16 protein-coding genes are annotated in these 13295 nt (G+C 50.2%); 6 read left to right on the top strand and 10 right to left on the bottom strand.

Annotated features, from left to right (window positions below; translation table 11 throughout):
* Positions 1-324: 324 nt before the first annotated feature.
* A complete protein-coding gene (locus M1D70_RS25180) occupies positions 325-774 on the top strand; it encodes a GNAT family N-acetyltransferase (protein ID WP_015737151.1) in 450 nt (149 codons plus the stop codon).
* Here M1D70_RS25180 and M1D70_RS25185 read toward each other — a convergent pair whose 3' ends face one another.
* The 6 genes from M1D70_RS25185 to M1D70_RS25210 all read right to left on the bottom strand — a co-directional run bounded on the left by M1D70_RS25185 (position 775) and on the right by M1D70_RS25210 (position 4412).
* The gene (locus M1D70_RS25185; RefSeq protein WP_456288273.1) at positions 775-1143 is read right to left on the bottom strand and encodes a hypothetical protein; all 369 of its coding nucleotides are present in this window, start codon (positions 1141-1143) and stop codon (positions 775-777) included. It abuts the gene before it with no gap.
* Positions 1144-1347: 204 nt separating this feature from the next.
* Positions 1348-1707 (bottom strand): 50S ribosomal protein L20, encoded by a 360-nt coding sequence (gene rplT / locus M1D70_RS25190; RefSeq protein ID WP_006212255.1) that lies wholly within the window; start codon positions 1705-1707, stop codon positions 1348-1350.
* Between the two features lie 30 nt (positions 1708-1737).
* Positions 1738-1938 carry a 50S ribosomal protein L35 gene (gene rpmI, locus M1D70_RS25195; protein WP_007127239.1) on the bottom strand — a complete coding sequence of 67 codons (201 nt, stop codon included), beginning with the start codon at positions 1936-1938 and terminating at the stop codon, positions 1738-1740.
* 26 nt (positions 1939-1964) lie between these two features.
* The gene (gene infC, locus M1D70_RS25200; RefSeq protein ID WP_009589332.1) at positions 1965-2459 is read right to left on the bottom strand and encodes a translation initiation factor IF-3; all 495 of its coding nucleotides are present in this window, start codon (positions 2457-2459) and stop codon (positions 1965-1967) included.
* Positions 2460-2737: 278 nt separating this feature from the next.
* Positions 2738-3976 (bottom strand): glycosyltransferase family 2 protein, encoded by a 1239-nt coding sequence (locus tag M1D70_RS25205; RefSeq protein ID WP_009589322.1) that lies wholly within the window; start codon positions 3974-3976, stop codon positions 2738-2740.
* A 271-nt stretch (positions 3977-4247) separates the two neighbouring features.
* Positions 4248-4412: a hypothetical protein gene (locus M1D70_RS25210; protein ID WP_015737153.1), complete on the bottom strand. Its 165-nt coding sequence runs from the start codon at positions 4410-4412 to the stop codon at positions 4248-4250.
* Between the two features lie 230 nt (positions 4413-4642).
* Between M1D70_RS25210 and M1D70_RS25215 the strand changes: the two genes are divergently transcribed.
* Positions 4643-5770, top strand: a complete 1128-nt coding sequence (locus M1D70_RS25215; protein WP_009589326.1) for a UDP-N-acetylglucosamine--LPS N-acetylglucosamine transferase — start codon at positions 4643-4645, stop codon at positions 5768-5770.
* A 119-nt stretch (positions 5771-5889) separates the two neighbouring features.
* Here the strand turns inward: M1D70_RS25215 and trmB are convergent, their stop codons facing one another.
* Together trmB and M1D70_RS25225 are read right to left on the bottom strand one after the other, a co-directional pair.
* On the bottom strand, positions 5890-6603 hold the full coding sequence (gene trmB / locus M1D70_RS25220) for a tRNA (guanosine(46)-N7)-methyltransferase TrmB (protein ID WP_009589338.1): 714 nt from the start codon (positions 6601-6603) through the stop codon (positions 5890-5892).
* 191 nt (positions 6604-6794) lie between these two features.
* Positions 6795-6977 carry a hypothetical protein gene (locus tag M1D70_RS25225; protein ID WP_015737155.1) on the bottom strand — a complete coding sequence of 61 codons (183 nt, stop codon included), beginning with the start codon at positions 6975-6977 and terminating at the stop codon, positions 6795-6797.
* Positions 6978-7288: 311 nt separating this feature from the next.
* On the opposite strand from M1D70_RS25225, the gene M1D70_RS25230 reads away from it, so the two are divergent.
* From M1D70_RS25230 to M1D70_RS25245, 4 genes are all read left to right on the top strand, one after another.
* Entirely contained in the window at positions 7289-8242 is a 954-nt protein-coding gene (locus tag M1D70_RS25230) for a TIGR01212 family radical SAM protein (protein WP_456288274.1), read from the top strand.
* Positions 8242-8832: a class I SAM-dependent methyltransferase gene (locus M1D70_RS25235; RefSeq protein ID WP_456288275.1), complete on the top strand. Its 591-nt coding sequence runs from the start codon at positions 8242-8244 to the stop codon at positions 8830-8832. Before M1D70_RS25230 ends, M1D70_RS25235 begins: the two co-directional genes overlap by 1 nt.
* 74 nt (positions 8833-8906) lie before the next feature.
* Positions 8907-9875: a type I phosphomannose isomerase catalytic subunit gene (locus M1D70_RS25240; RefSeq protein WP_015737157.1), complete on the top strand. Its 969-nt coding sequence runs from the start codon at positions 8907-8909 to the stop codon at positions 9873-9875.
* 55 nt (positions 9876-9930) lie between these two features.
* A complete protein-coding gene (locus M1D70_RS25245; RefSeq protein ID WP_009589359.1) occupies positions 9931-10896 on the top strand; it encodes an alpha/beta hydrolase in 966 nt (321 codons plus the stop codon).
* Positions 10897-11038: 142 nt separating this feature from the next.
* On the opposite strand, the gene M1D70_RS25250 is transcribed toward M1D70_RS25245, so the two are convergent.
* Both M1D70_RS25250 and M1D70_RS25255 read right to left on the bottom strand, forming a co-directional pair.
* Positions 11039-11215 (bottom strand): hypothetical protein, encoded by a 177-nt coding sequence (locus M1D70_RS25250; RefSeq protein WP_009589329.1) that lies wholly within the window; start codon positions 11213-11215, stop codon positions 11039-11041.
* A gap of 214 nt (positions 11216-11429) precedes the next feature.
* Positions 11430-13202, bottom strand: coding sequence for a B12-binding domain-containing radical SAM protein (locus tag M1D70_RS25255; RefSeq protein WP_456288276.1), 1773 nt, complete (start codon positions 13200-13202; stop codon positions 11430-11432).
* Positions 13203-13295: the final 93 nt, after the last annotated feature.

The raw sequence follows: 13295 nt of genomic DNA on the forward strand, positions 1-13295 counted from the left end.
TCTTTCAGGGAAACAGCTCCGAGGTGAGCTCGTATAAAAGGGGTTTTGGTGGTGGTTTCAGCTGATCCATCCACTCTCTGAGCAAAAGAGCCCTTTAAACTTCGTCCTCATCATTGCCGATTGGATATATTCGTTAAAATGTTTAGAAACATTATATGATTCATTCAATCCAGAAGTCAACACATTTATTTTACTTCCGATGAAAGGTTTTCATTCACAATGGGCGCAATTCCTCCGCCGCCTTGAAGCAAAACACCCTATGAAACCCTGCTACATATGATAAATGGAGCAGACTTAACCGCGGTGAAGGGAGGAAACAACACGATGATCCGTTACCGAAAACCGGACCAGGATGATCCGATGATTCTGCAGCTCATCGAGTCCCAACTCGTCCCGCTTTCCCATATGACCAAAAAAGAGCTGGACCTCATCCGCAAGGATATTCCCTCTCGTTTACGGCGCGGCGTGACCCTTGTCGCTTCGCCTCAGGATAACGAAAAAATCGTTGCTTTTATCCATTTCATGATGCACGGCGAGCTGCTGTATATCGATATGCTGGCCGTCGCATCCACCGCACAGCGAAAACGGTGGGGTGTCCGTTTGATGGAACATGCCGAACGTTTCGCTGTATCCCGCGGATGCAAACGTGCCAAAGTCATGGTGGACATCGGCAACCACACCGGCCTTCATTTTTACCGAAAGCTTGGCTATACGGTGACCAGAATGATCGAACCCAGCCGATGTTATGAGCTGGAAAAGATTTGGTTCCTCTAATTACCAGAAGAAGCCTGGCCCGAAGCCTGGTCCAAAACCCGGTCCAAAGCCTGGTCCAAAGCCCGGCCCGAAGCCGCCGTAACCCGGTCCAAAGCCGCCAGGGTAGCCTCCAAACCCGCCGCCAGGGTAGCCTCCAAACCCGCCGCCATATGCATAAGGGGCCGTACCAATGGCAAGAAGGTCAAACAATGCGAGCGGAATAATCGCCTTGGTTTTCACCTTTTTCCCCTTGGTTGCCGGTTCCACAAAAAGGCGGTTGCCAGAGACGCGTACCAGCTTGCCCGTCACCACAGTTCCGTTTTTCTTATACGCCACGATCTCTTTGCCCACGTATGATTTCACTTTCGCCTTGCTGACAGGCTTGTGCATAAGATCCCTCCTCAGGTAATATACATTTCAATTTATTCCGGAAGGAGTTCCCTTGCTTGTTTCATGGCCCTTACGATAGCAAAAGATAGGCGACTCTCTCCATGAGCCGAGCACCCGTGCCGCCGAAATGATGTAGGGTAGCGCGGGGACGCAAAATAAAAAAAACCGCCGTAATATTACGGCGGTTTTTTCATACACGTATAATTAAGCGTTCACTTTTTCTTTAGCTACAGTAGCCAAGGAATTGAACGCGTTCAAGTCATTCACAGCCAGATCAGCCAGCATTTTGCGGTTGATGTCCACGCCAGCAAGCTTCAGTCCATGCATCAATTTGCTGTAGGACAGACCGTTTTGACGAGCAGCCGCGTTGATACGAACGATCCACAATTTGCGGAAGTTACGCTTCGTATTGCGACGATCGCGGTATGCATAAACGAGGGATTTCATAACCTGCTCGTTCGCTGTTTTAAAAATGCGGTGTTTGGAACCGAAATAACCTTTCGCAAGCTTCAATACTTTTTTATGTCGACGACGAACGACAAATCCGCCTTTAACTCGTGCCATATCAAAAGACCTCCCAATAATTGTTGTTTACTATTTCAAGTTAGCCAGACCTTGCTTCAAACGTTTAACATCTCCAGGCGCCATGACAGGGCTATTGGACAATACGCGCTTCGCACGCTTGGATTTGTGGGAAAGCAAGTGGTTTTTGTAAGCTTTATAACGTTTAACTTTACCAGTACCAGTAATTTTGAAGCGGCCTTTCAGGCTGCTATGTGTTTTCATTTTAGGCATTGTAGTACTTCCTCCTCTAATTTCTCTTAGGCTTTTGGAGCCAAAATCATAATCATGCTGCGGCCTTCCAATTTCGGCTGACGCTCAATGACGCAGAGATCCGCCACTTCCGTCTTCACGCGCTCCAAAATCTTCTGACCGATGTTAGCATGGGTGATTTCACGGCCGCGGAAACGCACGGAGCATTTCACTTTATCGCCGTCTTTCAAAAACTTAACGACATTGCGAAGCTTGGTTTGATAATCATGCTCCTCAATGTTGGCTCGGAACCATACTTCTTTGATGTCCACAATTTTCTGGTTCTTCCGTGCTTCCTTCTCTTTCTTCTGCTGCTCATAGCGGAATTTACCGTAGTCCATGATGCGGCATACCGGCGGTTTCGCCTGAGGGGCCACGTTCACCAGATCCAGATTGAGATCAATTGCCATTTGCAGTGCTTCACGAATCGGCTTGATCCCGATTTGCTCACCTTCGGCACCAACCAAACGTACTTCTTTGGCCCGAATCTCGTCATTGATCATATGTTCCTTACTGATAGTCCTCCACCTCCAAATTACTTGTTGTTCCTGTTTGCAAAAAATAAAGGGATGACGGGTTAACCACCGACATCCCTATTTGATACTCATCTCACAAATGAAGTTGAATCCATTCATTGATTTCGTGATCAAACCAGCCAACGCATGTCGGTCAGGTGAGAAGCGGCGCTTCTGCTTGCAATCAGATATTCTGTTTAACAGACTAGAATAGTATAACAGGCCATCCTAACATCTGTCAACACAAATGGAATAAAAACTTTGGATTAGCCTTGTTTGCTCTGAACTTCTTCAAGGCGCACAACCCGGGTATGCTCCGTATGACTCCACTGCTTGTTGTTCTGCGTGAAGAACGCGTATACCGTGATGGGATACCACGACAGCAGATAAATCGGAAACAGCACCAGATACATATATACCTTCTTGTACTTCACCTTCTCCAGAATCATCGCAATCATGAACGTGAACACATTCGCTGCAATTGCCGTAAAGCTCAGCCACAGCGGTAAATAACCGTACAGGTTCGCGATGTTCGGACCATTGAAGAACGAGCTGTCAACCCAGATGATGGCCGTCAACAAGAAAGTCAACAGCACGATGTAGACGTTGACTCCGTAAAGGGCCAAGTCCAGCTTCACAAGGCTGCGCTCCTTAATGGCACGCCACAACAGCGGGAAGAAATAACGGCGGGCAACCGTAAAGTGACCCTGCATCCAGCGCAGACGTTGTCTGGCGGAAGCCTTAAACGTAAGCGGCTTTTCGTCGAATACCTTCGCGTCGTAATTGAACTTCGGATACACGCCGCGCATGACGCTGCGCATGGTGAACTCCAAGTCCTCCACCAGACTGGTCGCGCCCCAGCCGATCTCCTTCAAGAGATTGGTCTCAAAGCACATTCCCGTTCCGCCGAGGAAGTTGGCCATGTTCAGATTGCTGCGGGACAACTGCCACAAGCGGTTGATATACCAGTAGGAAACCCCGTAAGAAGCGGTGATCCAAGAATCCTCTGGGTTCTTGGTATCGATATATCCCTGGATAACTCTCGCTCCAGAGCAAAGATCGTTGTTCATTTCATTCAAGAAATTCGGATCCGCCAGATTATCCGCATCAAACATAACGACCGCGTCATACTGGCGCGGCATCGCCCAGAGCTCTTTCAGCATCCATTCGATGGCATAGCCTTTGCCTCGAAGATTCTGATTCGTGCGCACGCAGGCGTTCATCCCGTGGGCACGGACGATCTCTGCTGTACGGTCTGTACAGTTGTCGCAAATGACAAATACGTCGTACAGATGTTTCGGATAATTAAGCTGTTTCAGGTTCTCCATTAATGCTCCGACAACCTGCTCTTCGTTATGCGCAGCAACTAACACTGCAAATGATTTATTGGGTTCAAACTGTTGTTTCTTTTTTCTTTTGACCAGACCAAACAAAGAGAATACGAACTGGTACACACCCACCGCGGCCAAGAATAGTTGGAGCGCGATAAAGATGGCGTCTGTCATGATTCTCCGTTACCCCCTTTTTATAACCCGAGAATGTTTGTTGTTTTTTTCTCTCTAAGTTCTTCGCATTTTTGTTGTTGCTATGACCCTGTGACTTGTGTCTGTCCTTCTAGTAGCCTCGGTGCCGCGGGGCAACTTCGCACGTCATACACGATTTTCCACACTTTTGAATCTTTTGTCAAAACCGTGGAATGCTCTAATTTACGGAAAAACTTCGTAAAAGAGCTCAGCTTGCATTCCAGTTTGCCAGCAAGCTTCGTTTCAAACGGCTTTAGTTCTTATTTTCATCCGTTTTCTTGCTTTTTATTTCTCTTGGCTGCCCATTTTTTCTTTTTCGACTTGTCCGCCAATAAATAAACGCAACAGACAACCAAAAAGTTTTCGTTTTTTTCAGTGCTCTTTCTCTAATAAACTTTTTGACGTCCGTTTGAATCATTGTAGCGGCATCTCCTACTCAAGTCAAAAGTCCACGGACCCTGATTTTCTACAAAATGCGCGCTGCTGGCTAACACCTTAAGTAGCAAGGGTCCAGCGAGAAGCTTGCCGAATCAATTGGCCGTTTCCGGGACCAAAGTCCCTTACCTTCAAGGGGAAAGTGGTTGATTTCTCTTCCCAGAATCGATATGTTAAAGTTAAAGAATAACGCTGCAGAACGGGTGAAAAGTAGTGGCTAAAAAAAGAGTCTTGCTGTTATCTGAAGGGTTCGGTGCAGGCCATACACAGGCCGCTCATGCACTCTCCAGCAGCCTGCGCCAGTTGTCCCCTAGCGTACAGACCAAAGTTCTCGAGCTCGGGAGCTTCTTGAACCCTAAAATCGCTCCACTGATCATTTCGGCCTACAGAAAGACCATTACGACTCGCCCAAGATTGGTCGGGTACATGTACCGCCATCAAAAATCCTTTAACCGTTTTACCGCTTTAGCTCTTCACCGAATGTTCTATACAAGCACCAAGAACGTGGTCAGGCAGCTCCGACCCGACATCATTGTGTGCACCCATTTCATACCAAGTGCGGTCATCTCGCGTTTGAAACGGCTGGGCACGAATGTGCCCCTGTGTACCGTTATAACCGATTATGATGCTCACGATACATGGATCAGCCCTGAGGTCGACCGATATTTCGTGTCCACGCCGGAAGTGAAGCGAAAGCTGCTCAATCGCGGGGTTTCCCAAGCCAAAATTCAGGTCACCGGCATTCCGATCCATCCCGACTTCTGGACGCATCCGAGCAAAGAGGAAATCCGGGAGCGGTTTAACCTGTCCGATATGCCTACCGTGCTGGTGATGGGCGGAGGCTGGGGCATCATGAATGACGAAGTTGTGCATGAATTTCTGACCCGATGGCGAGAAGAAGTCCAGATCATATTTTGCCTCGGCAATAATGATAAGGGACGCGAGGAGATGGAGCGAAATTCCAGGTTCCAGCATCCGAACATCCGGATATTGGGCTTTACGCGGGAGATCGACAAGCTGATGGAGGTGTCGGATCTGCTCGTTACGAAGCCCGGCGGCATGACATGTACCGAAGGCCTGGCCAAAGGAATTCCGATGCTGTTCCATCAGCCCCTTCCGGGACAGGAAGAAGAAAACTGCCAGTACTTCACGGCGCAGGGATTGGGAGAGCCCATCCATTCCCTGGAGGTTCTGGGCAAATGGATGAACAAGCTGCTTCATCAATACGACCTGATTCAAGAACAACGGGCGCAAAACTTGCAGGACATCGAACGCTTTCATCCCATGCAAAGCGCCCGCAGCATCATCGACATGCTGGAAAACGAAAAGGTGTACTCCTGAATGAGGAGCACACCTTTTTTGCTGCGTTCTATCGCGAGCATATCACCCGAATGGATAGATTTTCTTCTATTATAATAGTTGTAAACGCTATCACCGAGAGAAACTATCACATTTGGATGTTATTTTCCGTATTTTTCAAGGCGATTCTGATGGTATGAAGCAAGGGCTTCCTTGCCTACAATCGCCTCGCAGCGATGAATTTGCATGCCTTGGCCGACGAATTTCGTTTCGTATTCTGTCATGACGTGCTCTTCGTTCAGCCCGTCGCGATGCAGATCCAGCGAAATGTTCGTCATTTGCAGACCATAATCGGCAAATGCATTCAGGGAGAATTCGAAGAGCGTGACCGAATCGGTCTTAAAATGGATCTCCCCCCGCTCGTTCAGGATCCGGGAATACTTGTCCAGAAAGCGCGGATGCGTCAGACGACGGCGTGCATGCTTTGTTTTTGGCCACGGATCGCTGAAGTTCAAATATAACCGTTCAATTTCGCCGGGCTCAAAAACCTCCTCGACATTCTCGATATTAAACAGCGCCAGCTTCAGATTCGGCGGGGTATCGACTCCCTCCTGGGCCCAGACGTTGCGCCCCTTCTCGCTTGCGCGGCGAATCAGCTCGTCGTACATGTCGACGCCGATGAAATTCACTTGCTGATGCTTGTAACTCATCTGGCTTATAAATTGGCCCTTGCCCATGCCGAATTCGACATGGATCGGAAGGTCGTTGCCAAATAACGAAGCCCACTTCCCTCTATATTGACCGGGGTCCAAAACGACCAGGTCTTCCTGCTGCTCCAGATTTTCCCGTATACCTTTTCTTCCGCGTAAACGCATGTCATACCTCCGAAACTTTCCAAGTAAATTTAGAATGATATCCCGATACTGCATTTATTGTGACGAAGTTGACCCCAAAAGTAAAGCGCCCCATAGAAAAAGGAACCTACGCTCTGCTCAACGCAGAGGCTTTAGGTTCCTTTTTCTTATATTTGGAATTGGGGTTCCGCGATAGTTAAACTGTGAATAGTCTACCTTTCTTCCGACGTAAAATCAAACGTCTTCTCAAAGGCGGCCCGAATCTTGCGACGTGCCGAAGCCTTGACTCCCTGGTCGGAGTTAAACTCCACGCCGGTAAGGGCTAGGGCTTCATTCGGGGTAAGCTCCACAGCGATTTTGTCTTTACTGTCATTCTTTACTGTCGATGAATTCATTCGTAATCACCTCACGGTATTATTGTATCCATGACGTCACACAAATATGAATCCTATCCGTTATATACCCATGCCAAAATTGCTTGAATCATCTTTTTATTTTTCTATTTTAAATATACCAATTATATGCAATCCATTCAAGTAACAACGTCTTAATTAGGCTTGAAGACCTGTATATAACGCAATCCTTTATTTTTTGTTACAATGGACGTAGCTGCTTCATTTAAGTAAAAGGCCAGTAAATTATGGGTTCCCAAGGGCCTTGGCTGAACCTGTCTCAATTCAACTTAAGCGGCTATAAAGGAGCAAACATGAGCACACCACTTATACCCGCCCCGACCTTATGGGGCGACAAACGTTTTCATACATGGAATTACGAGATGCGCGGCCAGTTCCAGGAGAAGGTATTCAAGGTTATGCTGGATGCCGGCTTTACGTGTCCGAACCGTGACGGCACGATTGCCAAGGGTGGATGCACCTTTTGCAGCGCCCGCGGCTCCGGCGATTTCGCGGGAAGGCGGCGGGATGATCTCGTTACCCAGTTCAACACCATCCGTGACCGGCAGCACCAAAAATGGCCGAACGCCAAATATATCGGCTATTTCCAAGCCTATACCAACACGTATGCTCCGGTCGAAGAACTTCGCGAATATTATGAAGTCATTCTGCAGCAGCCGGGGGTCGTCGGTTTGTCGATCGCCACACGTCCCGATTGCCTGCCTGACGATGTCGTGGAATACTTGGCGGAGCTGAACGAGCGAACCTATCTGTGGGTGGAAATGGGTCTGCAAACGATCCATGATTCCACTTCCGAGCTGATCAACCGTGCCCATGATACCGAATGTTATTTGAAAGCCGTCGAGAAGCTGCGCAAACATAATATCCGGGTCTGCACACACATCATTTACGGACTTCCGCAAGAGGATCATGACATGATGCTTGCCACCGGCCGGGCGGTCTCCAAGATGGATGTGCAGGGAATCAAAATCCATCTGCTGCACCTTATGCGCAAGACGCCGATGGTGAAGCAATACGAAGCCGGGCTGCTGCGATTCCTGGAGCAGGACGAATACATCAGCCTTATCGTGGATAGCCTGGAGTTTTTACCTCCGGAAATGATCGTCCACCGCCTAACCGGAGACGCTCCCCGGGATCTCTTGATCGGACCGACGTGGAGTCTCAAAAAATGGGAAGTGCTTAACGGCATTGACGCCGAGCTCAAGCGCCGGGATACGTGGCAGGGTAAATTGTGGGGGGTATCCTGATGGGCTTTCTCTCGGTTTTGAGTTTTGCCCACAAACTGGTGTCCGAAAGGCTCCGTCCCGGAGACATCGCGCTGGATGCAACCGCCGGAACCGGAGCCGATACGCTGTATTTAGCCAAATGCACAGGATCAAAAGGCAAAGTGTATGCCTTCGATATTCAAGAGCAGGCGCTGCAGCTGACTCGGGAAAGGCTGGACAAGGAGCCGACCGGCACCCTCGCGGAGGTTAGCCTTCTTCTTCAAAGCCATTCGCTTATGAGGGAGTACGTACCTGAGATTGAGCACGGCCGCATGGGTGCGATCATGTTCAATCTCGGCTACCTTCCGGCGGATTCATCGGATAAACGGATCATGACGGAGACCGCCAGTACGCTCACGGCCCTGGAGGCTGCAATCGAGCTGCTCCGCCCCGGGGGCATTATCACCATCGTGCTGTATCCAGGCCACAAGGGCGGCGATGCCGAGGCGGACGCGGTCCAAGCTTGGGCGGGGGAATTGCCCCAGCACAAAGTGCAAACGATTTTGTATCGCGGCCTTCAGCGTTCCGAAGCGCCATATCTCATTGCACTGGAACGAAAGAAGCCGATATGATATAAGTTCTAGGAGAGGTACCGCACTTCACATCCATAGAATATTCCAAACATGATGAAAGGTAGATGATTACAATGACAAAACCATATCCATTATTGTTCCAGCCTGAATTTAAAGAACGCGTGTGGGGAGGCCGGGCACTAGAGCAGTTCGGCTTGGATATTCCTGAAGGACATATCGGGGAAGGCTGGATGATCGCCGACCATCCGAACGGCACGACCAGCATCGTGAACGGCGAGCTTGCCGGACGCGGCCTGGATGAGGTCCGGGAGCAATTCGGGCGGGAATGGTTCGGAAGCAAAGGATTCTCCGAGGTTAACGGACGTTTCCCGCTCCTGATCAAGCTGCTTGACTGCAATGACAACCTCTCCGTTCAGGTCCATCCGACCGATGACTACGAAGGGCTTCCGAAGGGCGAGCTTGGCAAGACCGAAATGTGGTATGTGCTGGATGCTAAGCCGGACGCCAAAATCATCTACGGCCTGAAAGAAGGCGTGAACCGGGAAACCTTGAAGGAAGCCATGGAAAACGGCACCGTTATGGACCAGCTTCAAGAAGTGTCCGTAAAAGCCGGAGATACGTTCTACATACCTGCAGGAACCGTGCATGCGCTCTGCGCGGGCGTTGTGGTGGCGGAAATCCAGCAAAACTCGGATACGACCTACCGGATTTTCGATTATAATCGACCGGGCCTTGACGGTAAGCCGCGCGAGCTTCATATCGAAGATTCCTTGAACGTGACGGCCTATGAAGGATCGGGCGCAACCACCATGAGCACGGAAGGAACGGCGCCGGGAGAATGGCTTGAGCTTGCCAAATCCCCGTATTTCGTCGTGGAAAAAGGCGTCGTGAGCGGTGCATGGTCCTTGTCCACTTCCGCGGAAAGCTTCACGATCGTGGTTGTATGCGACGGCCAAGGAACCCTCAGCTGGGATAACGGCTCCATCGATTACACGTCAGGACAGTGCTTCCTGCTGCCTGCGAATCTGGGGGCCTATACATTGGACGGGCAATCCACGGTTCTGCGTTCATATTTGCCTTAAACAGGGTATAAATAAATGATATAAACCATTCGTTCTTGTGGAGGTGCCAGCCCTAATGATGCAAACCGACACGTTTACGATGCTGAATACGCAGGGTATGCATGTTTTTGTATATGAATGGCTGCCCGGCCCGGATGATCCCGTTCGTGCCATTGTGCAAATCGCGCATGGCATGTGCGAAACCGGCAAGCGCTACGAGGAGCTTGCCGAATTGCTCACGGAGCACGGCTATGCCGTATACTGCAACGACCACCGTGGCCATGGGCTAACGGCCGGGCTTACGCATCTCGGCGATGCCGGGGAAGACGGCTTTGAAGGAATGATTGAAGACCAGCTGCTTCTTGCTGCCGAGCTCAAGAAGCGCCATGACGGCGTTCCGCATTATTTGATGGGGCACAGCATGGGATCCTTTTTGACGCAAAAAATCATCTGTTCGGACGGTGAATTATTCGACGGATTCATCCTGTCAGGCACCAACGGTCCCCAGGGACTACTGACGTTCGGCATGAGCTTGGCGGCTGCACAAATGCGCCTGCAAGGAAACACGCACCGGAGCCTGATGCTGAACGCCCTGGTGTTCGGTCCTTACAACAAAGGATTCGGTCCTATTCGCACGCCGTTCGATTGGCTATCCCGGGATGAAGCCGAAGTGGATAAGTATATCAACGACCCATACTGCGGCAAGGTGTGCACCGCTCGCTTCTTTCGCGATTTCTTCAAGCTGCTGTCACAGATCCACCAGCCTCAATTGATGAAATGTCTTCCGAAGGATAAACCTGTCTATATTTTCTCGGGCGAGGATGATCCGGTCGGACACCGCGGCAAAGGCGTGCGGCGGTTGATCGAATTGTACCGGAAGCATGGCGTTCAGGACCTCGAATACCGTTTGTATCCGGGCGGCCGCCACGAAATGCTGCACGAGACCAACCGTGCCGATGTGGCAGCCGATGTTCTCGACTGGCTCGAACGGCACACCTCCGGCTCGGACAATGTACCGCAAGAATCGATACGAGTGATGTAACAAAGCGTGATGCCACAACACATAAAAGGGATGCCCCGGTTTTTTTGAAATCCAGGGCATCCCTTTTATTATGCTGTTATGCAGTTCGTTAGTGTATACAGAACCTTTGACATTGGCAGCGTAAAGGCTCAATCGAAGCACCTTACTCTTCATCGCTCGGCGTGCGATCGATGATCAATTGCGTGACCTCGGTGTACTCTCCATGCGCTACCTCGTCCTCGGTAGCCTCTTCGCGCAGATCGTCATTGGTTTCCATGCCCGGTGCGATGGTCGGCTCATCAGACGAAAGCTGTTCTTGCCCCTTCCGATTGTCGCTCATAACATCCCCTCCTCATCGGTTGATGCCAATTAGAATACCGATGCCGGGGCTGTTTTATTCCGGAAACGCCTTTAGATAGAGCTCGTTATGATCCCAAAAGGGTCGTTAAAGAGCGGGCCGCCAGTTCCTGGCAGCGGAAATTAGGCAATTACGCCAAAACAACCAGTCCGTGTCACAACCAATCTTGGAAAAGACTTGTCCCTCGTATCCCCTATTATGCCTGCGTTGCTAACTCCAAAGGCATCGTGTAGTACTGGGGCTGCCCTGTTTCGTTCTGCTGGTACAATACCAGCAGCATCGTGGCGTGCACCGCATGGTCCGGATAGCCCGTACCTCCTTGAATGGCATCGTCGAGGTTGAATGGCAGCACCTCGATCATCGCATGCTTCTGAAGATCGCGCTCCGTGATCCCAAGATCGGCGAAATCGGCGGACAGTGCCGCGGGGTCTTCCACGATTTTACGAACATTGGCGTTCCACTGCGCTTTGTCTTGGGCATGTTCCCACCATATTTTGCGCGGTTTGTATTTATGACCCAGGAAATAATCAAACTTCATCAGACCGGAGACCACGTTCATGTTCGGCGTGTTCCGAAACTCCAGGAAGGCCGTTAAACGCGTAAACAGGTCCTCGAGCTGATGGCCGATTTTTTGCCAGCCCTGTCCTTCCCAGTAGTCGCCGAACTCCTGGAAGAAATCGAACGGCGACGAAAATTCATGCTTCATCAAATAATTCAGGGTATGGTCCATCCGATGGGCGTTCCAATACTTCTCCAGCACGTCCTCCAGCCTCTTCAACCGGACGATATCCGAGAAAGGAAGCACGTCGCTGCCCAGAATTTCATATGGAGCGTGGTCCATGTAAGTGTAGTTATACTTGTCCGCATCGATCCGCAGCCCGGTTCCCCGGAGCATCTTCAGGAAGCCCAGCTGCAGCTCCTCCGGTCCAAGGGCAAACACGTCGTTAAACGTTTTGCGGAACGTATTGTAATCCTCCTCCGGAAGCCCTGCGATCAAATCCAAATGCTGGTCGATCTTGCGGCTGTCCTTGATCATCGTCACCGTGCGTGACAGCTTGGTGAAATTCTGGCGGCGCTTCACCAACTCGTTGGTCGGATCATTCGTGGACTGCACGCCGATTTCAAAGCGGAAAATGCCGGGAGGCGCATGGTTTGCCAAATAATCCAGCACCTCCGGACGCATGATATCCGCCGTGATCTCAAACTGGAATACGCAGCCGCCATGGTTCTCGATCAGAAATTCGAACATTTCAAGCGCATAATCCCGCTTAATATTAAAGGTCCGATCCACGAATTTGATCAATTTGGCCCCGTTCTCGATCAGGTAGAGAATGTCCGTCTTGGTCCGTTCAATGTCGTAATAACGAACCCCCACCTCGATGCTCGACAGGCAGAACTGGCAGCTGAAGGGACAGCCCCGGCTGGTCTCAAAATAGACAACCCGCTTCCCGAGGTGCGGGATATCCTCCGGAAAACGATGCGGGGAAGGCAGCTCGGCCAGGATGCTTTTCGGTCTTCCCGGGTTCACGATAATTTCGTCCTGCTTGCGGTAAGCCACGCCATAAACGAAATGATACTTCCGGTCCCCTTCAATCGTTTGCAGCAAATGGTGGAAGGTCTCCTCGCCTTCACCCATAACGATAAAGTCGACATTGTGCAGCCGTTTCATCCAATACTCCGTATCGTAGGATACTTCAGGTCCACCCAGTATGATCGTGACCTCCGGCATAATCTTCTTCACGATATCGATCACTTTAATCGTTTCTTCGATATTCCATATATAACAGGAGAATCCGATCACATCCGGCTTGCGCTGGAACAGGTCGGAGACGATATTCATCACGGGATCCTTGATCGTGTACTCCGTCAGTTCGATATCGAAATCCTTCTCGCTGTATGCCTTCAGGCAGCGAATGGCCAAGGAGGTGTGAATGTACTTGGCATTCAAGGTTGATAGTATGACTTTCATGGTAGGGCCCACTTTCCTTCTACATAATGTTATTTATTATCGAACGGTACCGAACGCTACTATCCTTAGTGATAAAACGGGAATAAGCCATGA

The sequence above is a fragment of the Paenibacillus sp. AK002 genome (assembly GCF_053903045.1).

Coding starts and splice junctions, on each gene's coding strand:
- M1D70_RS25185 (WP_456288273.1), bottom strand. CDS start 1,143: ATGCACAAGCCTGTCAGCAAGGCGAAAGTGAAATCATACGTGGGCAAA.
- M1D70_RS25250 (WP_009589329.1), bottom strand. CDS start 11,215: ATGAGCGACAATCGGAAGGGGCAAGAACAGCTTTCGTCTGATGAGCCG.
- M1D70_RS25255 (WP_456288276.1), bottom strand. CDS start 13,202: ATGAAAGTCATACTATCAACCTTGAATGCCAAGTACATTCACACCTCC.
- M1D70_RS25210 (WP_015737153.1), bottom strand. CDS start 4,412: ATGATTCAAACGGACGTCAAAAAGTTTATTAGAGAAAGAGCACTGAAA.
- rpmI (WP_007127239.1), bottom strand. CDS start 1,938: ATGCCTAAAATGAAAACACATAGCAGCCTGAAAGGCCGCTTCAAAATT.
- M1D70_RS25225 (WP_015737155.1), bottom strand. CDS start 6,977: ATGAATTCATCGACAGTAAAGAATGACAGTAAAGACAAAATCGCTGTG.
- M1D70_RS25245 (WP_009589359.1), top strand. CDS start 9,931: ATGATGCAAACCGACACGTTTACGATGCTGAATACGCAGGGTATGCAT.
- M1D70_RS25240 (WP_015737157.1), top strand. CDS start 8,907: ATGACAAAACCATATCCATTATTGTTCCAGCCTGAATTTAAAGAACGC.
- trmB (WP_009589338.1), bottom strand. CDS start 6,603: ATGCGTTTACGCGGAAGAAAAGGTATACGGGAAAATCTGGAGCAGCAG.
- M1D70_RS25235 (WP_456288275.1), top strand. CDS start 8,242: ATGGGCTTTCTCTCGGTTTTGAGTTTTGCCCACAAACTGGTGTCCGAA.
- M1D70_RS25180 (WP_015737151.1), top strand. CDS start 325: ATGATCCGTTACCGAAAACCGGACCAGGATGATCCGATGATTCTGCAG.
- rplT (WP_006212255.1), bottom strand. CDS start 1,707: ATGGCACGAGTTAAAGGCGGATTTGTCGTTCGTCGTCGACATAAAAAA.
- M1D70_RS25205 (WP_009589322.1), bottom strand. CDS start 3,976: ATGACAGACGCCATCTTTATCGCGCTCCAACTATTCTTGGCCGCGGTG.
- M1D70_RS25230 (WP_456288274.1), top strand. CDS start 7,289: ATGAGCACACCACTTATACCCGCCCCGACCTTATGGGGCGACAAACGT.
- infC (WP_009589332.1), bottom strand. CDS start 2,459: ATGATCAATGACGAGATTCGGGCCAAAGAAGTACGTTTGGTTGGTGCC.